The sequence below is a fragment of the Pseudomonas sp. TE3899 genome, from assembly GCF_056279105.1.
In genome coordinates this window covers 5,416,647-5,439,643 of the sequence record NZ_JBWBQR010000001.1, presented here as the reverse complement: position 1 = coordinate 5,439,643, position 22,997 = coordinate 5,416,647, and the positions used below count along the sequence as shown (strand labels likewise).

Below are 22,997 nucleotides of genomic sequence, written 5' to 3'. Positions count from 1 at the left end.
TTAGGCGGCAATCGACAACTTGAGCTTGTTCATCGCGCTCTTCTCAAGCTGACGAATACGCTCGGCCGACACGTTGTACTTCTGCGCCAGGTCGTGCAGCGTGGCTTTTTCTTCTGCCAGCCAACGCTGGTAGAGGATGTCACGGCTGCGGTCGTCCAGCACTTCAAGCGCTTCGTGCAGGTTGTGGTTGGAGTTGTCGCTCCAGTCAGCATCTTCCAGTTGACGGGCCGGGTCGTACCGGTGGTCTTCCAGATAGTTGGCCGGCGACTGGAAAGCGCTGTCGTCGTCCGCTTCCGCGGCCGGGTCGAAGGCCATGTCATGGCCGGTCAGGCGACTTTCCATCTCGCGCACTTCCCGCGGCTCTACGCCGAGGCTTTCCGCCACGCGGTGGACTTCTTCGTTGTTCAACCACGCCAGGCGTTTCTTCTGGCTGCGCAGGTTGAAGAACAGCTTGCGCTGGGCCTTGGTGGTCGCGACTTTCACAATGCGCCAGTTGCGCAGGATGAACTCGTGGATTTCCGCCTTGATCCAGTGCACAGCGAACGATACCAGGCGCACACCCATTTCCGGGTTGAAGCGCTTAACGGCCTTCATCAGGCCGACGTTGCCTTCCTGGATCAGGTCAGCCTGGGCCAGGCCGTAGCCGGAATAGCTACGGGCAATGTGTACGACAAAACGCAGGTGGGCGAGCACCATCTGCCGAGCCGCCCCCAAATCCTGCTCATAATAGAGACTCTCGGCCAGTTCACGCTCCTGCTCCGGCGTCAGCAATGGAATGCTGTTCACCGTGTGCACATAGGCCTCCAGGTTTGCGCCTGGGACCAGAGCATAAGCAGGTTGCAAAGAAGTGGTCATACGAAAAAACCTCCGTCTTACATAACTCGTGCAGTTCAGCACTGCGAAAATTGACCGGAAACCGTGGGACAAGTTCCCATAAAAACCGAAAGGTCAATACGCGCAAAAAGATACTACTTCGGCGCCAACTCCCTGAGATGACGTGCGACTGCAATCCATGCACCGATATAACCCAACAGCACCGCGCCAAGCAAGAGCGACAGACCATCGGCAACTGGCACTCCGGCCAGCGCAAAATTACTGCCGTACAAGCCGGCCAAACCAACCACCGCGTCGTTCAACCAGTTCAGGCCGAACGCCAACACGCCCCAGGAAAGAATCCCCGCACCGAAGCCATAAAGCGCGCCCATATACAGAAAGGGCCTGCGCACATAGCTGTCCGTGCCGCCGACGAGTTTAATCACTTCTATCTCTGTGCGGCGGTTTTCAATATGAAGACGAATGGTATTGCCTATCACCAAAAGTAATGCAGACACCAAAAGCACGGTCAGGCCGAAGACAAACCGGTCTCCGAGCTTGAGGATGGCGGCCAGACGCTCGACCCAGACTAGATCAAGTTGAGCCTGTTGTACCTTCGGCAGCTCGGAAAGTTTTTGTCTTAATGCTTCAAGCGTTGGCTTGTCGACTTCGTTCGGCGTCACCAGCACCACGCCCGGCAGCGGGTTTTCCGGCAGCTCCTTGAGCGCCTCGCCCAAACCGGACTGCTGCTGGAATTCCTCCAGTGCCTGGTCGCGACCGACATATTCCGCCTCCGCGACGCCGGGCATGCCTTTGATCTGCTCGCGCAACGACTCGCCCTGCTCTGGGCTGGCGTCGAGTTGCAAGTACAGGGAAATCTGCGCCGCACGCTGCCAGGAGCCGCCCAGCCGCTCGACGTTATTCAGCAAAAGTGACAGCCCCATCGGCAAACTCAGGGCTACCGCCATCACCAGGCAGGTGAAAAAACTGCCGATCGGCTGTTTGCCCAACCGACGCAGGCTGTCCACCAGGCTGGCACGATGGCTTTCGATCCAGGCGCGCAGCAGCGTGGCGAAATCCGGGCCGTCGTCATCGTCGCGTTTTTTCTTTTGCGGTTGCGGATCGGCGGCCTTCGGGGCCACGCGCTCGGAAACCTTGGGGCTGCGTGTCGCACTCATACGCCAGCCTCCCCGTCGCCGATCAAGCGGCCGCGCTGCAGGGTCAGCATGCGGTGGCGCATACGGGCGATCAGCGCCAGGTCGTGACTGGCGATGAGCACGCTGGTGCCCAGACGGTTGATGTCTTCAAACACGCCCATGATCTCGGCCGCCAGGCGCGGGTCGAGGTTACCGGTCGGTTCGTCCGCCAGCAGCAAGGCCGGGCGATGCACGATGGCGCGGGCAATGCCGACGCGCTGTTGCTGACCGGTGGACAAGTCGCCGGGATACAGATCGGTCTTGTCCGAGAGCGCCACACGCTCCAGGGCCGAATCCACCCGCTTGACGATTTCGGCCTTGGACAGGCCAAGAATCTGCAACGGCAGCGCGACGTTATTGAACACCGTGCGATCAAACAGCAACTGGTGGTTCTGGAACACCACGCCGATCTGCCGACGCAGGTAAGGAATCTGCGCGTTGCTGATGGTGCTCAGGTCTTGCCCGGCCAGCAGCAACTTGCCGGTGCTCGGGCGTTCCATCGCCAACAACAGCCGCAACAAGGTGCTTTTACCGGCGCCGGAATGGCCGGTGACAAACAAGAATTCGCCCCGACGGACTCGAAAGCTCAGCTCATGCAAGCCGACGTGACCGTTCGGGTAGCGTTTACCGACCTGTTCGAAACGAATCATGAACGCTCCCGCTCGGCAAACAATGCCTGGACAAAGGGTTCTGCTTCAAAGGTACGCAAATCATCGATGCCTTCACCGACACCGATGTAGCGGATGGGCAAGCCAAACTGTTTGGCCAGGGCGAAAATCACCCCACCCTTGGCGGTGCCGTCGAGCTTGGTCAGCGCCAGGCCCGTCAGTTGCACGGTCTGGTTGAACTGCTTGGCCTGGTTGATCGCGTTCTGGCCGGTACCGGCGTCGAGCACCAGCAGCACCTCGTGGGGCGCGTCGGCGTCGAGCTTGCTGATTACCCGGCGCACCTTTTTCAACTCTTCCATCAGGTTGTCTTTGGTGTGCAGACGACCGGCGGTGTCGGCGATCAACACATCGATGCCACGGGCCTTGGCAGCCTGCACGGCGTCGAAGATCACCGAAGCCGAATCGGCGCCGGTGTGCTGGGCGATCACCGGGATCTTGTTGCGCTCACCCCAGACCTGCAATTGCTCCACCGCGGCGGCGCGGAAGGTGTCACCGGCGGCCAGCATGACTTTCTTGCCTTCCAGTTGCAGCTTCTTCGCCAGTTTGCCGATGGTGGTGGTCTTGCCGGCGCCGTTGACGCCGACGACCAGAATCACGAATGGCTTGTTCTGCGAGGTGATTTTCAGCGGCTGCTCGACAGGCTTGAGCATCGCCGCCAGTTCAGCTTGCAGGGATTTGTACAGCGCGTCGGCGTCGGCCAATTCTTTGCGCGCGACCTTCTGGGTCAGGCGCTGAATGATCACCGAGGTCGCCTCGACCCCCACGTCAGCGGTCAGCAGACGGGTTTCGATGTCTTCGAGCAGTTCGTCATCGATGGTCTTGCGGCCCAGGAACAGACTGGCCATGCCTTCGCCGATGCTGGCGCTGGTCTTGGACAGGCCCTGCTTGAGACGGGCGAAGAAACCGGCTTTGGTTTCCTCGGTGCGCGGCGGCTCGGCCGGGGTTTCAACGAGGGCGACAGGTGCTTCGACAACGGGAGCGACAACCGGCACAGGCGCAGGCGCCTGGACAATCGGCGCGACAGGCGCTACGAAGGCCGGCGCTTCTGGCTCTGGAACAACCACCGGTTCAGGTTCGGCCACGAAGACTGGCGCGACAACCGGCTCCATCACCGGCACATGAATCGGCTCAGGGGTAAACGCAATCGGCGCTGGAATAGGCGGAGCAATGTGCGGCGCCTGCTCATCCTCAACCAACGCCACCGGCTCTTCCGCGACCGGCAAGGTCAGCCAAGGCTCAGCGGCTGGCGTCAGCGGCAATTCGGCCACGACTTCAGGCTCGGTCTCAACCACCGGTTGCGATACCGGCTCGACATTCGGCAGAACAACCGGTGCCGGCTCTTCTTCTATTACCGGTGCGGGAACAGGCTCAGGAATGGATTGTGGCTGTTCGACGACGGTTTCCTGCGGCTTTTTGCGCAGCCATCCGAACAGGCCTTTCTTCTCGCCAGCCGCAGCTGGGGTCTTCTTGTCGTCGTTGGAACCAAACATGGAGGACGGCTATCTCACGGTAGCGACGCGCCAAAGGGCGCCCCGGCAAATAAATATTCGATGCAGAACAGACTGCGATTCACCCAGCTTGTTCACGCGCAACAATTTGTCGAGGTGCCAACGGCACCTCAAAGGTCGACTAATACGAAGGACTGGACCGGCATCGTCGGCGAAAACGCAGAGTTTAGCGGACAAACTCAAAGCTTCTGCCGAGAACCCAGACAACCTGCGCGCCGATAAAAGGCTCACAGGCGTGGCCGCCAGTAAAACGGATCAGTATCCTAGCACCCTCTCGCCCGCTGACGCTAAGAACAAGCGGGCAGCCCCAAAGGTTTAAAAACGTATGAATGCTCTAGCCCGCCGCGCTGCAGGCCTGCTGTTCAGCGCAGTTTGTCTGCCCCTCTCGGCCCTGGCTGCCGATCCGCAACCCACCCATGAATTCACCCTCGACAACGGCTTGAAGGTCGTCGTGCGCGAAGACCATCGGGCGCCGGTGGTGGTTTCCCAAGTCTGGTACAAGGTCGGCTCCAGCTACGAGACCCCGGGTCAGACCGGTTTGTCCCACGCCCTGGAGCACATGATGTTCAAGGGCAGCGAGAAAGTCGGCCCCGGCGAAGCGTCGCTGATCCTGCGCGACCTCGGCGCCGAAGAAAACGCCTTCACCAGCGACGACTTCACCGCCTATTACCAAGTGCTGGCCCGGGATCGCCTGGGCGTGGCCTTCGAACTCGAAGCCGACCGCATGGCCAACCTGAAACTCCCGGCCGACGAATTCAGCCGCGAAATCGAGGTTATTAAGGAAGAACGTCGCCTGCGCACCGACGACAAGCCGATGTCCAAGGCCTACGAACGCTTCAAGGCCATGGCTTACCCGGCCAGCGGCTATCACACGCCGACTATCGGCTGGATGGCTGACCTTGAGCGCATGAAAGTCGAAGAACTGCGCAATTGGTACAAATCCTGGTACGTGCCGAACAACGCCACCCTCGTCGTGGTCGGCGACGTCACCCCGGATGAAGTCAAAACCCTGGCCCAGCGTTACTTCGGCCCGATTGCCAAGCGTGACGTGCCACCGGCGAAAATCCCGCTGGAACTGGCCGAGCCCGGCGAACGGCAGATCACCCTGCACGTGCAGACCCAACTGCCGAGCCTGATGCTGGCCTTCAACGTGCCTAGCATCGCCACCGCCGAAGACAAGCGCTCGGTGAATGCCTTGCGCCTGATCTCGGCCCTGCTCGACGGCGGCTACAGCGGTCGGATTCCGACGCAACTGGAGCGCGGCGAAGAGCTGGTGTCCGGCGGTTCGTCGAGCTACGACGCCTACACCCGTGGCGACAGCCTGTTCACCCTGTCGGCCAGCCCGAACTCGCAAAAGAAGAAAACCATCGCCCAGGCGGAAGCCGGCCTGTGGAAGCTGCTCGAACAGTTGAAAACCACGGCGCCATCGGCTGAAGAGCTGGAGCGCGTGCGGGCCCAGGTCATTGCCGGCCTGGTCTACGAGCGGGATTCGATCACCAGCCAGGCCACCGCCATCGGCCAACTCGAAACCGTCGGCTTGTCGTGGAAACTGATGGACACCGAACTCGCCGACCTGGAAAGCGTCACCCCCGACGACATCCAGAAAGCCGCCAAGCTGTATTTCACCCGCGAACGTCTCAGCGTCGCCCATGTACTTCCACTGGAGACGACTCATGAGTGAGCGTAAAAAACCGCGCCTGGCGCTGATTGGCCTGATCCTCGTTGCACTGATCGGCTCGGCCACCGTCTACCTGTTGCGGCCCGACGAGTCCACGGCCAGCGAAGCCCTCGACAAGGCCAAGTCCAGCCAGAAGCTGCAATCTCTGGCCGAACTCGACGGCAAGGCCCCGAGCCACCGCAACATGGACGTGCAGACCTGGACCACCGCCGAAGGCGCCAAGGTGATGTTTGTCGAAGCCCGGGAGCTGCCGATGTTCGACATGCGCCTGATCTTCGCCGCCGGCAGCAGCCAGGACGGCAATGCGCCGGGCCTCGCGCTGCTGACCAATGCCATGCTCAACGAAGGCGTGGCCGGTAAAGATGTCGGCGCCATCGCCCAGGGTTTCGAAGGCCTGGGGGCAGACTTTGGCAACGGCGCCTACAAAGACATGGCCGTTGCTTCGCTGCGCAGTTTGAGCGCCGCCGACAAACGCGAGCCAGCCTTGAAGCTGTTTTCCGAAGTCATCGGCAAACCGACCTTCCCCGCCGACTCGTTCGCGCGGATCAAGAACCAGCTGCTCGCCGGTTTCGAATACCAGAAGCAGAACCCCGGCAAACTGGCCGGCCTTGAGCTGATGAAACGCTTGTACGGCGATCATCCTTACGCCAATTCCAGCGATGGCACGGCGAAATCCGTTCCGGCGATCACCCTGGCGCAGTTGCGGGCCTTCCACGAGAAAGCCTACGCCGCTGGCAACGTGGTGATTGCGCTGGTGGGCGACCTGTCCCGTGCCGAGGCCGAAGCGATTGCCGCGCAAGTCTCCAGCGCGCTGCCAAAAGGGTCCGGCCCTGGCGAAGATCCCGCAACCGGTCGAACCCAAGGCCAGCATCGGCCACATCGAGTTCCCGTCCAAGCAGACCAACCTGATGCTCGCGCAACTGGGCATCGACCGCGATGACCCGGACTACGCGGCGCTGTCCATGGGCAACCAGATCCTCGGCGGCGGTGGCTTCGGCACCCGCTTGATGAGCGAAGTGCGCGAGAAGCGTGGCCTGGCTTACGGCGTCTACTCGGGCTTCACCCCGATGCAGGCCCGTGGCCCGTTCATGATCAACCTGCAGACCCGCGCCGAAATGAGCGAAGGCACGCTGAAACTGGTGCAGGACGTACTCGCCGACTACCTTAAAACCGGCCCGACCGAGAAAGAACTCGACGACGCCAAGCGCGAACTGGCCGGCAGCTTCCCGCTGTCCACCGCCAGCAACGCCGATATCGTCGGCCAGCTCGGCGCCATGGGTTTCTACAACCTGCCGCTGACCTACCTTGAGGACTTCATGCAGCAGTCCCAGAGCCTGACGGTCGAGCAGGTGAAAAACGCACTGAACAAACACCTGAGCACGGACAAAATGGTCATCGTCAGCGCTGGCCCGACCGTGCCGCAAAAGCCGTTACCGGCCCCATCTGATAAACCCGCCGAGCAGCCGCTCGGGGTTCCGGAGCATTAATGGCCACTCGTCCTAAAAAACCTGTTCACAACGTGCACAACGGCGTGAACCAACTGCGCATCATCGGCGGCGAATGGGGCAGCCGGAAGCTGAGTTTCCCTGACGCCCCGGGCCTGCGTCCGACCCCGGACCGGGTGCGTGAAACCTTGTTCAACTGGCTGGCACCGTATATCGCCGGGGCCAAGGTGCTGGACCCGTTCGCCGGTAGCGGCGCGCTGTTCCTCGAAGCCCTGTCCCGCGGCGCCGCCATGGGCCAGGCGCTGGACGCGAGCAACATCGCGGTCTCCAGCATCAAGGAACACCTGGGCACCCTGCGCTGCACCACCGGCCAGGTCCAGACCGCCGATGCCTTGCGCTACCTGGAAATCCAGCCAGCGACCGCCTACGACGTGGTGTTCCTCGACCCGCCGTTCAACCAGAACCTGTTGCCAGGCGTGTGCGCCTTGCTCGAAGAGCGGCAGTGGCTGGCCGATGACGCCTGGGTCTATACCGAAAGCGAGAACGCGCCGTCGGTGCTGGGTTTGCCGGGTAACTGGCGCCTGCACCGGGAGCAGAAGTCCGGGCGCGTTTACTACGCGCTGTGGCAGCGCAGCCCGCTGGCGAACTGAGCCGCCATCCCTGAAACACCCCGGCCCGTGCGGTAGATAATTACCGCCAGGCGCCACGTCCGATTCGCCACAGTGGTTTACGCATGTTTCGTAAACCACTGAGGATGAACACGGATGAACGTCGCTCGCAGCAGGATGCTGCTCTTTTCCTGGCTATTGCCCTTCTCGGCATTGGCCGAACCCGCACAACCCACCCACGAATTCACGCTCGGCAACGGCCTCAAGGTCGTGGTGCGCGAAGACCACCGCGCGCCAGTGGTGACCGCACAACTCTGGTTTCGCGTCGGCTCCAGCGATGAACCGCCGGGGAAGTCCGGCCTGTCCCACGCCCTGGAACACATGCTGTTCAAGGGCAGCAGCAAGACCTGCACCGGCGAGGCCACGGCCATCCTGGACAACCTGGGCGCGAACCATAACGCCTTTACCGACCAGGACGTGACCACTTATCACCAGACCTTGCAGCCCCACCAACTGGGCGTCGCGTTCGAACTGATGGCCGACATGATGTCCACGGCGACCCTGCGCGCCGAGGATTTCATCCCCGAACGGGCGGTCATCCAGGAAGAGCGCCGGCTGCGCACCGATGACAATCCGGACGAGATCGCCCATGAGCGCCTCACCCGTATCGCCTACCCCGCCAGCAGTTCTGGCGCACCAGTCATCGGCTGGATGCACGACATCCAACGCCTGACCGCCGACGACCTGCGCCATTGGTATCAAACCCGCTACGCCCCCGGCAACGCGACGCTGGTGCTGGTCGGCGATGTCACGCTGGAGACGATCAAACCCTTGGCCGAGCGCTACTTCGGTGTCGTCCCGGCCAAGCCGTTCATTGCCCCGACAACCTCCCTGGAACTGGCCGAACCCGGCGAGCGAACCATCACCCTGCACCAAGCCATTGCTGCGCCTCGGCTGATCATGTCGTTCAACGTCCCGAGCCTGGTCACGGCTGAAAACCGCCGTTCGGTACATGCCTTGCGGCTGCTCAACATCTTGCTGGGCGATTCTCCCAGCGCACGCCTGCCCAAACGCCTGCAACTCACCGACCGGCTGTTTTCCAGCGCGACCTCCCATTACAACGCCCTGTATCGCGGCGACAGCCTTTTGACCCTCACTGCCCAACTCAACCCCCATCGCACTGAAAGCCTCGATCAGGCACAGGCACGCATCTGGGCGCTGCTGGAGGAATTGAAGTCCACCCCGCCCGCCCCCGCCGAACTGGAACGCGCCCGCACCCAACTGATCGCCCGGCAGGTTTACGACCGCGACGCCATCGAAAGCCAGGCGTCCCTCCTGGGTACATTTGAGAGCGTCGGTCTTCCCTGGCAACTGACGGAACAGGACACCCACGAACTGAATCAGGTCACCCCCGCCGACATCCAGCACGCCGCCATCACCTACCTGACCCGCCAACGCCTGAGTTCGGCCCATGTCCACGTGGAGAAACCCCATGAATAAGCTCACTTGCGTGACCCTATGGCTGCTGATCAGTGGCCTGCAAGGTTGCCTGGCCCTGGCCGACAGCGAGCCCCCGCGCCTGCAATCCCTGGCCGAGCTGGACGAAACGGCCAGCGCCAAACGCGCCCTGGAAATCCGCGGCTGGAAGTCACCGGTTGGCGGCAAGGTGCTGTTTGTCCACACCCCGGAACTGCCGATGTTCGACCTGCATGTGAGCTTCCCCGCCGGCAGCGCGCGGGACGGTGAACATCCGGGGCTGGCGGCCGCGACGTTCAGCCTGCTGAACGAGGGTGTGTCGGGCAAGGACCTGGCCGCGATTACCGAAACCTTTGACGGGCTCGGCGCCCGATTTGCCATGAACATCGATCAGGATCAGGTCTCGTTGTCCTTGCGCAGCCTGACCGCCAAGGACAAAAGCGTCCCCGCGCTGGCGCTGTTCACCCAGATCCTTGGCCAACCCTTGTTGGCCGAAGAAGCGCTGATCCACGTCAAGAAACAACTCGTCGAGCTGATCCAGGCCGGGCCGCAGAACCCGGAATCGCAGACCGCCCAAGCCATGAATGATTTGCTGATGGCGGGTCACCCCTATGCCAGGCCAGTCCTGGGCACCGAACCCGGCGTGGCCGCACTCTCGCGGGAGCAGATACGGGCGTTCCATCGGCAGGCCTACACCGGCTCCAACGCACGGATCACCCTGGTGGGCGACCTGACGCTGGAGCAAGCCCAGGCCATCAGCCTGCATGTGTTCAACAGGCTACCGGCCGGTGCCGAATTAGCCCCCGTGCCGCCAGTTCCCCGCCGACAAGGCGACGCACCGTCACGGCATATCGAGCGAGCGGCGAGCCAGACACAGATCATGCTCGGCCAACCAAGCGTGCCGCGCCTGCATCCTGATTACGTGGCATTGACAGTGGGTCATACGATTTTCGGCGGCCAGAAACTGACCTCTCGCTTGATGACCGAGCTACGGGAAAAACGCGGGGTGACCTACGGCGTACACCTGAAGACCACGCCCTGGCAGGGCGGCGGCAGCGCCATCGTCAGCCTGCAGACCAGCCCGCAGTTCAGTGAGGGCGTGGTGAACAAGGTGCAGTCGATGTATCGCGAGTTTTTGCAAACCGGTCCGACCCAACAGGAACTCGATGACACCCTGCGCCAGCTGCGCAGCCACTCCGCGCTGAACAGTTCGAGCAACGCACAGATCCTGAAGCGACTGGTCGCGATCAACCACTACAACTTGCCCCTGGACCTGGACTTCACCATTGAGCAGGCCCAAGGGTTGACGACCGAGCACATCAAAACGGCGTTGAACCGGCATTTTGACCCGGACCAATGGTCGGTGGTGACCGTCGGCCCGACGGTGGAACAGCAGCCATTGCCCTTGCCGATCAGCGGGGCCACCCAGAGCATGTGTCGCGCCGAGCCGGGGATTGTGGCAAGTTAGATTCTTTGGACATCGGTGGCAGGCTCCAGCCCTGCCGCCGATTGTTTTACCTTGCAGAGAACCACCGTGCTCCAGCCCAGCGAACGCTTCACCCCGGCCTTCGGCCTCGGCAACCCGCACTTGCAAACCTTGTGGGGGCCGCTATGGCGCAAAACCACCCATATCGAACGTGACCGTGAACGCCTGTGGCTCGACGATGGCGACTTCCTCGACCTCGACTGGCACGGCCCGCACACCGTCGATGCGCCGTTGGTGCTGGTGCTGCACGGGCTGACCGGCTCGTCGAACTCGCCTTATGTCGCCGGCCTGCAAAAAGTCCTCGGGGATCAAGGTTGGGCCAGCGTCGCGCTGAACTGGCGCGGCTGCTCTGGGGAGCCGAATCTGTTGCCCCGCAGCTATCACTCTGGCGCCAGCGAAGACCTGGCCGAAGCCATCAAACACCTGAAAGCCAAACGCCCGCTCGCGCCGTTGTACGCGGTCGGCTATTCCCTGGGCGGCAACGTGTTGCTCAAGCACTTGGGCGAAACCGGCAGCGACAGCGGTGTGCTCGGCGCGGTGGCGGTGTCGGTGCCGTTTCGTCTCGACCAGTGCGCGGACCGGATCGGCAAAGGTTTTTCCAAGGTTTACCAGGCGCATTTCATGCGCGAGATGGTCGCCTACATCAAGAACAAGCAACGGCAGTTCCAGCATGACGGGCGCGAGGATGGCCTCGCGGCATTGGCGGCACTGGGTTCGCTGGAGAACATGCGCACCTTCTGGGATTTCGATGGCCGGGTCACGGCGCCGCTGAATGGTTTTGTCGACGCCGAGGATTACTATCGCCGCGCGTCGAGTCGTTATTTCCTCGGGGAAATTCGTACGCCGACCTTGATCATCCAGGCCGCCGACGATCCGTTCGTCTTTCCCCACAGCCTGCCCGATGCCAGCGAATTGTCCGCCAGCACCCAGTTCGAATTGCAGGCCAAGGGCGGGCATGTCGGTTTTGTCGACGGCTCGTTCCGGCAGCCGAGTTATTACCTGGAACGCCGCATCCCCCGCTGGCTGGCCAGCCCAGGTCGCGAGTAAGTCATGGACGTCGATCAGGGCGAGTCGATCCACTTCTGGCAAACAGCGCCGCTGGCCGGGGTCGAGCTGTTGTCGGCGCGCTACATCGAACACCGCTTCGCGCCCCATGTGCACGACGGCTATGTGATCGGCATGATCATGGCCGGCGCCCAGCGTTACCGTTATCGCGGCGCCGAACACCTGGCGGGCAGCGGCACGCTGGTGTTGATCAACCCCGATGAACTGCACACCGGCCATAAAGGCACGGAGGACGGCTGGTTGTACCGGGCGTTTTACCCCGACAGCGGGCAGATCCTGTCGCTGCTGGCCGAACTGGAATTGCCGACCAATGAGTTGCCGGCGTTTGGCGCCACGCTGTATCGCGACCCGGATCTGGTGAAGGGCTTCTGTCAGTTGCATCGTTTGCTGGAGAGCCCGTCCACGGCGCTGCAACAGCAAACGGTGTGGCGGGAAATGATGCTGTCGCTGCTGCAACGCCACGCCGCCGTGCCGATTGCCGGCAAACCCGGCAAGGAACACCGGGCGGTGACCCTGGCCAAGGACTTGTTGCACTCGCAACTGGCGGCGCCGCCGTCGCTGGAAGAACTGGCCAGCGCGGTGAACCTGTCGCCCTTCCACTTCGCCCGGGTGTTCCGCCGCGCCACCGGCATGCCGCCGCACACCTGGCTGATGCAGCAACGTATTGCGCGGGCGCGGGCGTTGTTACAGGGTGGTTGCCTGCCGCTGGAAGTTGCGACCCAACTGGGGTTTGCCGACCAGAGTCACTTGAGCCGGCAGTTCAAGCAGGTTTACGGGGTTGGGCCGGGGGCGTATCGCAGTGCGCGAACACCCCTCAGGAATTAAGACAGGTCCAAGGGCTACGGGGTTATTCGCCGGTAGCGATGCCCCGCGCCGGCTCATTGATCCACTCGCTCCAAGACCCGGCATACAACGCCGCCAACGGATAACCCGCCAGGCACAACGCAAACAGGTTGTGGCACGCCGTCACGCCGGAGCCGCAATACGCCACCAACTCCGTTGGCGAGCGATCACCGAGTTTCGCGGCAAAGCGTTGCTTGAGCTGGTCCGCTGGCAGGAAACGCCCGTCACTGCCCAGGTTCTCGGTGAACGCCGCGCATTGCGCGCCGGGGATGTGCCCGGCGATCGGGTCGATCGGTTCCACTTCGCCCTTGAAGCGTGGCAAAGCCCGGGCGTCGAGCAGGGTCAGCGCAGGTTGGCCTAGACGTTGCTGGAGTTGTTCGGCACTGAGCAGCAACGAAGCATCCGGCTTGCCGCTGAAGGTGCCACGGATAACGGAAGGCGCATCGAGACTCAACGGCAGCCCCGCCGCGTGCCAGGCCTTGAGCCCGCCATCGAGGATAAACACGCCGTCACGCTTGCCCAGCCAGGCCAGCAACCACCAGGCCCGCGCCGCGAAGGCACCGGGACCGTCATCGTATAAAACCACTTCGCTGTCGGCGTTGATGCCCCAGGCTTGCAGGCGTTCGATCAAGGCTTCAGGTTCCGGCAGCGGATGACGCCCGGTGACGCCCTTCACCACGGGCCCGCTCAGATCACGCTCAAGATCGGCAAAGCGCGCCCCGGCGATATGCCCTTCCGAGTAGCTGCGCTGACCGTAGTCCGGGTCTTCGAGGGCAAAACGACAATCCAGAATCACCAGCCCCGGCGGCTCCTTTTTCAGGTCCAACGCTTGCGGGCTGATCAGTTGCGCAATGGGCATAACGGGCTCCTGTGCTTAAGTCGGTGTCTGATCCTACTGCACTTCTTCCAGGGCTTGGGCCAACGGCACGTAAAACTCTTCGAACAGGGCATTCACCTCGCCGCGCGCCTGCTCGGTGACAAACCCCGCTTCCAGCACCAGCACCTGGTACACGCCGCGCTTGATCGCCTGTTCGCTCAGGTGATTGGAGTTTTCCCGCGTGGTGCACAGGAAACGCACCCAGGACGTGAGAATGATCCAGGCATTGATGGTCAGGGATTCGATCTGCACGCGATCCATGTTGAGGATGCCGGCCTCGACGAAGCCGACGTAGATGGCGGTGCCCTGAATCACGCAGCGCTGTGAAAAGCGTCGGTAACGGGCAGCCAGGTCCGGGTCGCTTTCCAGCAAGTGCTCGAGGTCGCGGTGCAGGAAGCGGTAGCGCCACATCGCCGACAGCAGCTCCTTGAGGTAGTAGCGCTTGTCTTCGACCGTGGCGGCGCGGCCCTGGGGTGGGCGCAGGAAGCTGTCCACCAGGGTTTCGTACTCACTGAACAACACGGCGATGATCGCCTGCTTGTTGGGGAAGTGGTAGTACAGGTTGCCCGGGGAAATTTCCATGTGGGCTGCAATGTGGTTGGTGCTGATGCTGCGCTCACCCTGCTGATTGAACAGTTCCAGGCTGTTCTGCACGATGCGCTCGCTGGTTTTGATCCTGGGGGCCATGGCTTGAGCTTTAATTCAGAGTGCGGTGACGGAGCATCTTACGGCCTATCCGGTGGTGGATAAAACCATGCTGCATCAGGAAGTCATTTGACTTTCTAGAGCATAGACTCTAAAAAGTCCCTCATTACAATAAATCCGGAGCCGACGATGACTGCCGACATTGCCTACCTGCAGAACCTACAGCAGCCTTTGGATGAGCTCCAGACTTTGTTCAATGCGCAGCGCGCCGCTTACGCCGCCAACCCGATGCCAACCGCCGGTCAGCGCCAGCAATGGCTCAAGGCATTGCGCGATCTCTTGAGCCATGAACGCCAAGCCCTGATCGATGCGATCAGCCAGGATTTCAGCCACCGCAGCGCCGATGAAACCCTGCTCGCCGAGCTGATGCCCAGCCTGCACGGCATCCATTACGCCAGCCAGCACCTCAAAGGCTGGATGAAACCGTCGCGGCGCAAGGTCGGCATCGCCTTTCAACCCGCTTCAGCCAAAGTCGTTTACCAGCCATTGGGCGTGGTCGGCGTGATCGTGCCCTGGAACTACCCGCTGTACCTGGCCATCGGCCCGCTGGTGGGAGCGTTGGCGGCGGGTAATCGGGTGATGCTCAAACTCAGCGAGTCCACGCCCGCCACGGGCTTGCTGCTCAAGGCATTGCTCGCACGGATCTTTCCGACAGATCTGGTCTGCGTGGTACTGGGCGAGGCGGATATCGGCGTCGCGTTCTCCCGCCTGCGTTTCGATCATTTGCTGTTTACCGGCGCCACCAGCATCGGCAAACACGTGATGCGCGCGGCAGCGGAGAACCTGACCCCGGTGACCCTCGAACTGGGCGGCAAGTTCCCCGGCCATCGTCTCCCGGGACGTGCCGCTCAAGGACGCCGCCGAGCGCATCGCCTTCGGCAAGACCCTCAACGCCGGGCAAACCTGCGTGGCCCCGGACTACGTGCTGGTACCGGAAGACCGCGTCGGCTCCTTCGTCGAAGCTTATCGCCAGGCGGTTCGCGGGTTTTATCCGACCCTGACTGACAACCCGGACTACACCGCGATCATCAATGACCGACAACTGGCGCGGCTCAACGGCTACCTCAGCGACGCGACCAGCAAGGGTGCGCTGCTGATTCCGCTGTTTGACCAGGGCCAGGGCCGACGCATGGGCCATAGCCTGCTGCTCAATGTCAGCGACGACATGACAGTAATGCAGGATGAAATCTTCGGCCCGGTGCTGCCGATCGTGCCGTACAGCGATCTGGACCAGGCGTTTGCCTACATCAATCAACGGCCTCGTCCGCTGGCGCTGTACTACTTCGGCTACGACAAGCGCGAGCAAAACCGCGTGCTCCACGAGACCCATTCCGGCGGCGTATGCCTCAACGACACGCTGTTGCACGTAGCCCAGGACGACATGCCGTTCGGCGGCATCGGTGCCTCGGGCATGGGCCATTACCACGGCCACGAAGGTTTCCTGACCTTCAGCAAGGCCAAGGGTGTGCTGATCAAACAGCGGTTCAACGCGGCGAAGCTGATTTACCCGCCGTACGGCAAAGCCATCCAGAAACTGATTCAGAAGCTGTTTATCCGCTAACAATCATCACCGCCGGGTAATAACAATAATGAACCCAAGCCTGTCCGCTACACCCGCGCTGTCACGGCGCGGCTTACTGAAATTCAGTCTGGGCGCCAGCGTCTTCCTCGCCACGGCGGGATTGGGCGCCAGCCTCAGCGGTTGCTCCTCCAGTATTTCCGCTGACGGTTTCGCGATTCTGCGTAGCGGCGACCTGCTGTTTTTGCGCGCGCTGATCCCGGTGATGCTCGACGGCGCCGTGGTCAGCGCAAACATGCCGGCCGCCGTCGATGGCACCCTGAAAACCCTGGATAACGGCCTCAATCACCTGTCGCCGGAAATGCTCAAACTGACCCGGCAATTATTCGATGTGCTCGGCATGGCCGTGACCCGTGGGCCGCTGACCGGGATCTGGGGCAGTTGGGAAAATGCTTCCGCCGATGAGATCCGGCACTTCCTGGATCGCTGGGAAAACAGTTCGCTGAGCTTGCTGCGCATGGGGCATAGCTCGTTGCTGCAACTGGTGATGATGGCGTGGTACAGCCGGGCGGAGTCCTGGGCGCATTGCGGTTATCCCGGGCCGCCTACCGTTTAAGACCGTGTCTCGCCCTTCGCGGGCAAGCCTCGCTCCTACGAAGGCACGCGTTCCCCTTGTAGGAGCGAGGCTTGCCCGCGAAGGCGCCAGCCGCCTCACCACTGAATCCAAAAATAAGAAGAGACCCCAAACATGCCCGTACCCGATCCGTTCCGCGAAGGCCTGGCCCGCGGCTGGAAAACCTACAACGGCGCGCAACTGACCCAGGACCTGACCCTGGAAGCCGACGTGGCCATCATCGGCAGCGGTGCCGGCGGCGGCACCACGGCCGAAATCCTTAGCGCCGCCGGCTACAAGGTGTTGCTGATCGAAGAAGGCCCGCTCAAGACCAGCAGCGACTTCAAGATGCTCGAAGACCAGGCCTACGCCAGCCTCTACCAGGAAGGCATCGGGCGCATGAGCAAGGACGGCGCGATCACCATTCTCCAGGGCCGAGCGGTGGGCGGCACCACGTTGATCAACTGGACCTCAAGCTTCCGCACCCCGGACCCGACCCTCGAACACTGGGCCAAAGAACACAACGTCAAAGGTCACAGCCCGGCAGAGATGGCGCCGTGGTTCGAGAAAATGGAACAACGCCTCGGCGTCGCCCCGTGGCTGGTTCCGCCCAATGCCAATAACGACGTGATCCGCAAAGGCTGCGAGCAACTCGGTTATAGCTGGCACGTGATCCCGCGCAACGTGCGCGGCTGCTGGAACCTCGGCTACTGCGGCATGGGCTGCCCGACCAACGCCAAGCAATCGATGATGGTGACGACCATTCCGGCGACCCTGGAAAAGGGTGGCGAGTTGCTGTACCTGGCCCGCGCCGAAAAGTTGTCGATCAAGGATGGCAAGGTCACTGGCCTGAATTGCGTGGCGATGGATGAGCGTTGCGTGGCGCCGACCGGTCGCCGCATCACGGTCAAGGCGCGGCATTACGTACTGGCCGGTGGCGGGATCAACAGCCCGGCGTTGCTGCTGCGTTCCGATGCGCCAGACCCGCATAAACGCCTGGGCACCCGCACCTTCCTGCATCTGGTGAACATGTCCGCCGGGCTGTTCGACGAGGTGATCAACCCGTTCTATGGCGCACCGCAGTCGATCTATTCCGACCATTTCCAATGGCAGGACGGCACCACCGGCAAAATGTCTTACAAACTCGAAGTGCCGCCGCTGCAACCGGCGTTGGCGGCGACCTTGCTCGGCGGCTTTGGTAAAGAAAACTCCCAGCACATGGAAAACCTGCCCCACACCCACGCCATGCTGGCCTTGCTGCGGGACGGTTTCCACCCGGACAGCCCCGGCGGCAGTGTCGAGTTGCGCGGCGACGGCACGCCAGTGCTCGATTATCAGGTTTCGCCCTACGCCTGGGACGGTTTACGCCGGGCGTTCCACAGCATGGCCGAGATCCAGTTCGCTGGCGGCGCCAAAGCGGTCATGCCGATGCACGCCGATGCGCGTTACGTCAAAACCCTCGCCGAGGCTCGCAGCCTGATCGACGGTTTGAGCCTTGAGCTGTATCGCACACGCCTGGGCAGCGCCCATGTGATGGGCGGGTGCGCGATGGGCGAAGACCCGAAGAATGCCGTGACCGACAGCCTTGGCCGGCATCACCAGCTGAGTAATCTGTCGATCCACGACGGCTCGCTGTTCCCCACCAGCATTGGCGCAAACCCGCAATTGTCGGTGTACGGGCTGACGGCACAACTGGCGACGGCGTTGGCCGAACGCCTGAAAAACCCATGAAAAACCACACTATTCCTATCGTCTATAGTGCTTTCTTACCTAACAGGCGACTTTCCCGACCGGGAAGGCTGCGATACCATCCGAGTCCCCAACGGACTCCCGCCAGGACGACGCGATGAACCGAGTGTTGTACCCAGGTACCTTCGACCCTATTACCAAGGGCCATGGCGATCTGGTCGAACGCGCCGCGCGCCTGTTCGATCACGTGATCATCGCCGTCGCTGCCAGCCCGAAGAAAAACCCGTTGTTTCCCCTGGAACAGCGTGTGGAGCTGGCCCGCGAGGTCACTAAACATCTGCCCAACGTGGAAGTCGTCGGCTTCTCGACACTGCTGGCGCACTTTGCCAAAGAGAAGAACGCCAATGTGTTCCTGCGTGGCTTGCGCGCAGTGTCAGACTTCGAATACGAATTCCAGCTGGCCAACATGAACCGCCAATTGGCGCCGGATGTGGAAAGCCTGTTTCTTACGCCTTCCGAACGTTATTCGTTCATTTCCTCGACGCTGGTGCGTGAAATCGCGGCCCTGGGCGGCGATATCACCAAGTTTGTCCACCCGGCGGTGGCGGACGCCCTCACCGAGCGCTTCAAGAAGTAACGACCGCTCAAGCGGCGCCCGCGTGCACTGCGGGCGCCAATGCGGCACAATTGCGCGCATTGGTTTATTGCGCCCGGGCCTGCCGCCCCGGCTGGAGTTAGCATGTCCCTGATCATCACCGACGATTGCATCAACTGCGACGTCTGCGAACCCGAGTGCCCGAACGCCGCCATTTCCCAGGGCGAAGAGATCTACGTGATCGACCCGAACCTGTGCACACAATGTGTCGGCCACTACGATGAGCCTCAGTGCCAACAGGTCTGCCCGGTGGATTGCATTCCGCTGGACGAGGCGCATCCGGAGACTGAAGAGCAGTTGATGGCGAAGTATCGGGTCATTACCGGTAAGGCTTGATTCCTTTGGCGTCTGTGAGGGCGCCTTCGCGGGCAAGCCTCGCTCCTACAGGTCTTGCGCCAATCATGAATTAGCGCGATCCCTGTAGGAGCGAGGCTTGCCCGCGAAGCTTTTAAAGCTCACTCCCGCTGCTCAAACCCTTCCCCGACACACCCCAGGCACCGCACAAACGCGGCTTTCGCCGGATCGACCACCAACGCCTGCCCCGCATCGCCCACACCGCCACCCAGCGCGGTAAACGGCAACGACACCACAAACACCCCCGCACCAATCACCGTCGCCGCGACCAGCAAGGGTCGGGCAATCAGCAAGTCGCCGATCATGGCGTAGGCCGGTGGGTTCTGAATGGTGTAGCGCGGGTCGCCACTGCCGTTGTCAGCCGCCAGCGCCGGCAGGCCGGTGCTCAGCAGCAAGGCAACGACAAAGGTTCGAAACGAATTCATGGCACGGTCCTTCGGCTAGGCAGTCAGAACACTGACTATAGACCGTCACGCGTATCAGCTCTGGCAGCGTGGGCAAAAGACGCTGGCGCGCTGGCCCAGCATCACACTGCGCAACTCCGTGCCGCAGACTTTGCACGGCTCACTGCCACGGCCATAGACGAACAGTTCCTGCTGGAAATAACCCGGCTGGCCGTCACCGCCGATAAAGTCGCGCAACGTAGTGCCGCCCCGTTCGATGGCGTGGGCGAGGATGCGTTTGATCTCGATCGCCAGTTTCAGATAACGCGCCCGGGAAATGCTCTTGGCTTCACGGCGCGGGTCGATGCCGGCGGCGAACAAGGCTTCGGTCGCATAGATATTGCCCACCCCCACCACCACCGCGTTGTCCATGATGAACGGCTTGACCGCCATCGAGCGGTTGCGCGATTGCTGGAACAGACGCTCGCCGTCGAACAGGTCGGTCAACGGCTCCGGCCCCAGGCGAATCAGCAATTCGTGATTGAGCGGATCGAGGCTCCACAGCATCGCGCCAAACCGCCGTGGGTCGGTGTAGCGCAGGGCCAGGCCGGATTCCAGTTCGATATCCACATGCTCATGCTTGGCCGCCGGCGAACCGACTTCCACCAGCCGCAGGTTGCCCGACATGCCCAAGTGGCTGATCAGCGTCCCGACCTCGGCATTGATCAACAGGTACTTGGCGCGACGCTCCACCAGCACGATGCGCTGGCCGGACAGGCGCACGTCCAGGTCTTCGGGAATCGGCCAGCGCAGGCGCCGCTCACGCACGATGACCCGGCTGACGCGCTGGCCTTCCAGGTGCGGGGCGATGCCCCGGCGGGTGGTTTCAACTTCCGGCAGTTCAGGCATGGTGCTCTCGAATCAGACGCGATTGATCAGGCAATGGCTGATCTTCAGTGGTGGCTACCCAGGTCGCGGATCGTTTGTTTCAGGGTCTCGAAATCGTAATCCGACAGGCCGACATAATCGAGCACCAACGGCCCGACGCTGTTCCACTCATGATCTTCGGTCTGATTGCCCAACACCCGATAGGACGCGCAAATGTGCTCGGCCATTTTCAGGATCGACAGCAGGTTTTTCATCTGCGTGTTGCGCGAGGACTCATCGGTGAAGATCGCCAGGGCGTTGTGGTGATTGGCGATGGCAGAGGTGATGTGTTCCGGCAGACGCCAGGACTTGGCGGTGTAATAGCCGACCACCGCATGGTTGGTGTTGAACACGCGGTTTTCGGTGTCCACGACCCGGTTTTCAGCGCTGGCGTCGGCGTAGGCCAGTTCCAGGGTCTTCATGTAATCCGGGAAACGCTTGAGCATCAGCGGCACGCCGCAATCGTGGAACAGGCCCAGCGCATACGCCTCGTCGCCGGCCTGGGAGCCGATGCGCTTGGCCAGGGTCAGGCAGGTCATCGCCACATCCTGAGCCGTGTCCCAGAACCGGTTCAGGGTGACGATCGTGTCGTCATTCATCTCGCCCTTGATCGACTGCGCATTGATCAGGTTGATGATCGAGCGGCTGCCCAGCAGGTTCACCGCACGCTGGATCGAGGCGATCTTGTTACTCAAGCCGTAATACGGCGAGTTGACGATTTTCAGCAGCGCCCCGGAGAGGCCCGGGTCCTGGGAAATCAGCTTCGCGATCACTTCCAGGTCCGGGTCGGGCATGTACTGCTCCATCTGCAGATCCACCATGATCTGCGGCTGGGCCGGCACGCTGATGCCTTGCAGGGACTGTTGAATCTGTTCGGAACTCAGCTCTTGGGACATAAGTACACACTCTGGGACAGGCGGGGATTCTAACCCTTATAAAGTTGGATCCGACACACTGGCCGGCAGATCGACGAAAATTTCATCGAGTGCCCAAGCTCAGGCGGCTTCCTGTGGCGAGGGGGCTTGCCCCCGTTGGACGGCGGAGCCGGCCCAAAAAGCAACGACTGCTTCGCAGCCGAACGGGGTGATGCGGCATTCCGACAAGCCCCCTCGCCACAGGTCTACTCGCAGACCTAACCTTAGGCGCAACACGCTATACTCCCGCTCTTTTTTCCGGAGCGACGTCATGTCCCTGCCTAGCCTGCGCCTCAAAGCCAACGCCGACCGACGCCTGCGAAACGGCCACTTGTGGGTCTACAGCAACGAAATCGACGTGGCCGCCACCCCGTTGCACGGCTTCAAGGCCGGTGACCAGGCGATCCTCGAAGCCGCCGGCGGCAAGCCGCTGGGCATCGTCGCCATGAGCCCGAACAACCTGATCTGCGCCCGCCTGCTGTCGCGCGACATCAAGTTGCCGCTGGACAAATCGCTGCTGGTGCATCGCCTGAACGTCGCCCTGTCCCTGCGCGATCGCCTGTTCGACAAGCCGTTCTATCGCCTGGTCTACGGTGATTCCGACCTGTTGCCAGGCCTGGTGGTCGACCGTTTCGGCGACATCCTGGTCGTGCAGATCGCTTCGGCGACCATGGAAGCCCATAAAGATGACGTGATCGCGGCGCTGACCCAAGTGCTCAAGCCAAGCGGGATTCTGTTCAAGAACGATTCCGCCGCTCGCGACGCCGAAGGCCTCAACCGCTACGTCGAAACCGTGTTCGGCCTGGTGCCGGAGTGGGTGGCGCTGGAAGAGAACGGCGTGAAATTCGAAGCGCCGGTCATCCAGGGCCAGAAAACCGGCTGGTTCTACGACCACCGCATGAACCGCGCACGCCTGGCGCCGTATGCCAAAGGCAAACGCGTGCTGGACCTGTACAGCTACATCGGCGGCTGGGGCGTGCAAGCGGCCGCGTTCGGCGCCAGTGAAGTGTTCTGCGTCGACTCGTCGGCCTTCGCCCTCGACGGCGTCGAGCGCAACGCCGCACTGAACGGCGTCGCCGAGAAAATGACCTGCGTCGAAGGCGATGTCTTCGAAGCCCTGAAAGAGCTGAAAGCCAGCGAAGAGCGTTTCGACGTGATCGTGGCCGACCCGCCGGCGTTCATCAAACGCAAGAAAGACATGAAGAACGGTGAAGGCGCTTACCGTCGCCTGAACGAGCAAGCCATGCGCCTGCTCAGCAAGGACGGCATCCTCATCAGTGCTTCGTGCTCCATGCACCTGCCGGAAGATGACCTGCAGAACATCCTGCTGACCAGCGCCCGTCACCTGGATCGCAACATCCAGATGCTGGAACGTGGCGGTCAGGGTCCGGATCATCCGGTACATCCGGCCATCGCCGAGACCCGCTACATCAAGAGCATCACCTGCCGCCTGCTGCCAAACAGCTGATTACGCGGGTTTGACGGGGAGTCAGCAGGCTCCCCGTTTGCGTTCTACCCCCACTGAATCCTTCTATTTCTTACACTTGCCGTCCTACAGACGTGCAGGAAGTTTCC

The 22,997-nt window shown here is 61.9% G+C and carries 20 protein-coding genes and 2 pseudogenes; 13 read left to right on the top strand and 9 right to left on the bottom strand.

What is annotated here, in order from left to right:
* The 4 genes from rpoH to ftsY form a co-directional block, all read right to left on the bottom strand.
* On the bottom strand, positions 1 to 855 hold the full coding sequence (rpoH, locus tag ACZ89E_RS24680; protein ID WP_003176698.1) for an RNA polymerase sigma factor RpoH: 855 nt from the start codon (positions 853 to 855) through the stop codon (positions 1 to 3).
* Between the two features lie 113 nt (positions 856 to 968).
* Positions 969 to 1,991: a permease-like cell division protein FtsX gene (ftsX, locus tag ACZ89E_RS24675; protein WP_149660320.1), complete on the bottom strand. Its 1,023-nt coding sequence runs from the start codon at positions 1,989 to 1,991 to the stop codon at positions 969 to 971.
* Positions 1,988 to 2,659 (bottom strand): cell division ATP-binding protein FtsE, encoded by a 672-nt coding sequence (gene ftsE, locus ACZ89E_RS24670; protein ID WP_025215982.1) that lies wholly within the window; start codon positions 2,657 to 2,659, stop codon positions 1,988 to 1,990. The genes ftsX and ftsE overlap by 4 nt, the downstream gene beginning before the upstream one ends.
* The gene (ftsY, locus tag ACZ89E_RS24665) at positions 2,656 to 4,167 is read right to left on the bottom strand and encodes a signal recognition particle-docking protein FtsY (protein ID WP_476256625.1); all 1,512 of its coding nucleotides are present in this window, start codon (positions 4,165 to 4,167) and stop codon (positions 2,656 to 2,658) included. The genes ftsE and ftsY overlap by 4 nt, the downstream gene beginning before the upstream one ends.
* A 343-nt stretch (positions 4,168 to 4,510) precedes the next feature.
* On the opposite strand from ftsY, the gene ACZ89E_RS24660 reads away from it, so the two are divergent.
* The 7 genes and pseudogenes from ACZ89E_RS24660 (at position 4,511) to ACZ89E_RS24630 (ending at position 12,768) form a co-directional block, all read left to right on the top strand.
* Positions 4,511 to 5,866: a M16 family metallopeptidase gene (locus ACZ89E_RS24660; RefSeq protein ID WP_463258751.1), complete on the top strand. Its 1,356-nt coding sequence runs from the start codon at positions 4,511 to 4,513 to the stop codon at positions 5,864 to 5,866.
* Positions 5,835 to 7,350 (top strand): annotated as a pseudogene (locus ACZ89E_RS24655) (M16 family metallopeptidase). Before ACZ89E_RS24660 ends, ACZ89E_RS24655 begins: the two are co-directional and overlap by 32 nt.
* Positions 7,350 to 7,958 carry a 16S rRNA (guanine(966)-N(2))-methyltransferase RsmD gene (rsmD, locus tag ACZ89E_RS24650; protein ID WP_149660316.1) on the top strand — a complete coding sequence of 203 codons (609 nt, stop codon included), beginning with the start codon at positions 7,350 to 7,352 and terminating at the stop codon, positions 7,956 to 7,958. Before ACZ89E_RS24655 ends, rsmD begins: the two are co-directional and overlap by 1 nt.
* Positions 7,959 to 8,072: 114 nt before the next feature.
* Entirely contained in the window at positions 8,073 to 9,416 is a 1,344-nt protein-coding gene (locus tag ACZ89E_RS24645) for a M16 family metallopeptidase (protein ID WP_476256624.1), read from the top strand.
* Positions 9,409 to 10,860: a M16 family metallopeptidase gene (locus ACZ89E_RS24640; protein WP_476256623.1), complete on the top strand. Its 1,452-nt coding sequence runs from the start codon at positions 9,409 to 9,411 to the stop codon at positions 10,858 to 10,860. Before ACZ89E_RS24645 ends, ACZ89E_RS24640 begins: the two co-directional genes overlap by 8 nt.
* Positions 10,861 to 10,926: 66 nt before the next feature.
* Entirely contained in the window at positions 10,927 to 11,925 is a 999-nt protein-coding gene (locus ACZ89E_RS24635) for a hydrolase (protein WP_476256622.1), read from the top strand.
* 3 nt (positions 11,926 to 11,928) lie between these two features.
* Positions 11,929 to 12,768 (top strand): AraC family transcriptional regulator, encoded by an 840-nt coding sequence (locus ACZ89E_RS24630; RefSeq protein WP_149660312.1) that lies wholly within the window; start codon positions 11,929 to 11,931, stop codon positions 12,766 to 12,768.
* Positions 12,769 to 12,790: 22 nt separating this feature from the next.
* Here the strand turns inward: ACZ89E_RS24630 and ACZ89E_RS24625 are convergent, their stop codons facing one another.
* Both ACZ89E_RS24625 and ACZ89E_RS24620 read right to left on the bottom strand, forming a co-directional pair.
* Complete coding sequence (locus tag ACZ89E_RS24625) at positions 12,791 to 13,645, bottom strand: sulfurtransferase (protein ID WP_476256621.1); 855 nt, start codon at positions 13,643 to 13,645, stop codon at positions 12,791 to 12,793.
* Positions 13,646 to 13,678: 33 nt separating this feature from the next.
* On the bottom strand, positions 13,679 to 14,350 hold the full coding sequence (locus tag ACZ89E_RS24620) for a TetR/AcrR family transcriptional regulator (protein ID WP_133835569.1): 672 nt from the start codon (positions 14,348 to 14,350) through the stop codon (positions 13,679 to 13,681).
* A 147-nt stretch (positions 14,351 to 14,497) separates the two neighbouring features.
* On the opposite strand from ACZ89E_RS24620, the pseudogene ACZ89E_RS24615 reads away from it, so the two are divergent.
* The 5 genes and pseudogenes from ACZ89E_RS24615 (at position 14,498) to ACZ89E_RS24595 (ending at position 19,180) form a co-directional block, all read left to right on the top strand.
* Positions 14,498 to 15,929: pseudogene (locus tag ACZ89E_RS24615) on the top strand (coniferyl aldehyde dehydrogenase).
* A 28-nt stretch (positions 15,930 to 15,957) separates the two neighbouring features.
* Positions 15,958 to 16,503 carry a twin-arginine translocation pathway signal protein gene (locus tag ACZ89E_RS24610; RefSeq protein ID WP_463258757.1) on the top strand — a complete coding sequence of 182 codons (546 nt, stop codon included), beginning with the start codon at positions 15,958 to 15,960 and terminating at the stop codon, positions 16,501 to 16,503.
* 132 nt (positions 16,504 to 16,635) lie between these two features.
* Positions 16,636 to 18,231 carry a GMC family oxidoreductase gene (locus ACZ89E_RS24605; RefSeq protein ID WP_476256620.1) on the top strand — a complete coding sequence of 532 codons (1,596 nt, stop codon included), beginning with the start codon at positions 16,636 to 16,638 and terminating at the stop codon, positions 18,229 to 18,231.
* 115 nt (positions 18,232 to 18,346) lie between these two features.
* Positions 18,347 to 18,826 (top strand): pantetheine-phosphate adenylyltransferase, encoded by a 480-nt coding sequence (gene coaD, locus ACZ89E_RS24600; protein WP_007945531.1) that lies wholly within the window; start codon positions 18,347 to 18,349, stop codon positions 18,824 to 18,826.
* A gap of 102 nt (positions 18,827 to 18,928) precedes the next feature.
* Entirely contained in the window at positions 18,929 to 19,180 is a 252-nt protein-coding gene (locus ACZ89E_RS24595; protein WP_048722619.1) for a YfhL family 4Fe-4S dicluster ferredoxin, read from the top strand.
* A 119-nt stretch (positions 19,181 to 19,299) separates the two neighbouring features.
* Here ACZ89E_RS24595 and ACZ89E_RS24590 read toward each other — a convergent pair whose 3' ends face one another.
* The 3 genes from ACZ89E_RS24590 to ACZ89E_RS24580 are packed head-to-tail and all read right to left on the bottom strand — an operon-like array spanning position 19,300 to position 21,350.
* Positions 19,300 to 19,623 (bottom strand): multidrug transporter, encoded by a 324-nt coding sequence (locus ACZ89E_RS24590; protein ID WP_149660307.1) that lies wholly within the window; start codon positions 19,621 to 19,623, stop codon positions 19,300 to 19,302.
* 54 nt (positions 19,624 to 19,677) lie between these two features.
* Positions 19,678 to 20,490, bottom strand: coding sequence for a bifunctional DNA-formamidopyrimidine glycosylase/DNA-(apurinic or apyrimidinic site) lyase (gene mutM, locus ACZ89E_RS24585; RefSeq protein WP_133835564.1), 813 nt, complete (start codon positions 20,488 to 20,490; stop codon positions 19,678 to 19,680).
* A 44-nt stretch (positions 20,491 to 20,534) separates the two neighbouring features.
* On the bottom strand, positions 20,535 to 21,350 hold the full coding sequence (locus tag ACZ89E_RS24580; protein ID WP_178129187.1) for an HDOD domain-containing protein: 816 nt from the start codon (positions 21,348 to 21,350) through the stop codon (positions 20,535 to 20,537).
* Positions 21,351 to 21,693: 343 nt separating this feature from the next.
* On the opposite strand from ACZ89E_RS24580, the gene ACZ89E_RS24575 reads away from it, so the two are divergent.
* Positions 21,694 to 22,890 carry a class I SAM-dependent rRNA methyltransferase gene (locus ACZ89E_RS24575; protein ID WP_149660305.1) on the top strand — a complete coding sequence of 399 codons (1,197 nt, stop codon included), beginning with the start codon at positions 21,694 to 21,696 and terminating at the stop codon, positions 22,888 to 22,890.
* Positions 22,891 to 22,997 lie beyond the last annotated feature (107 nt).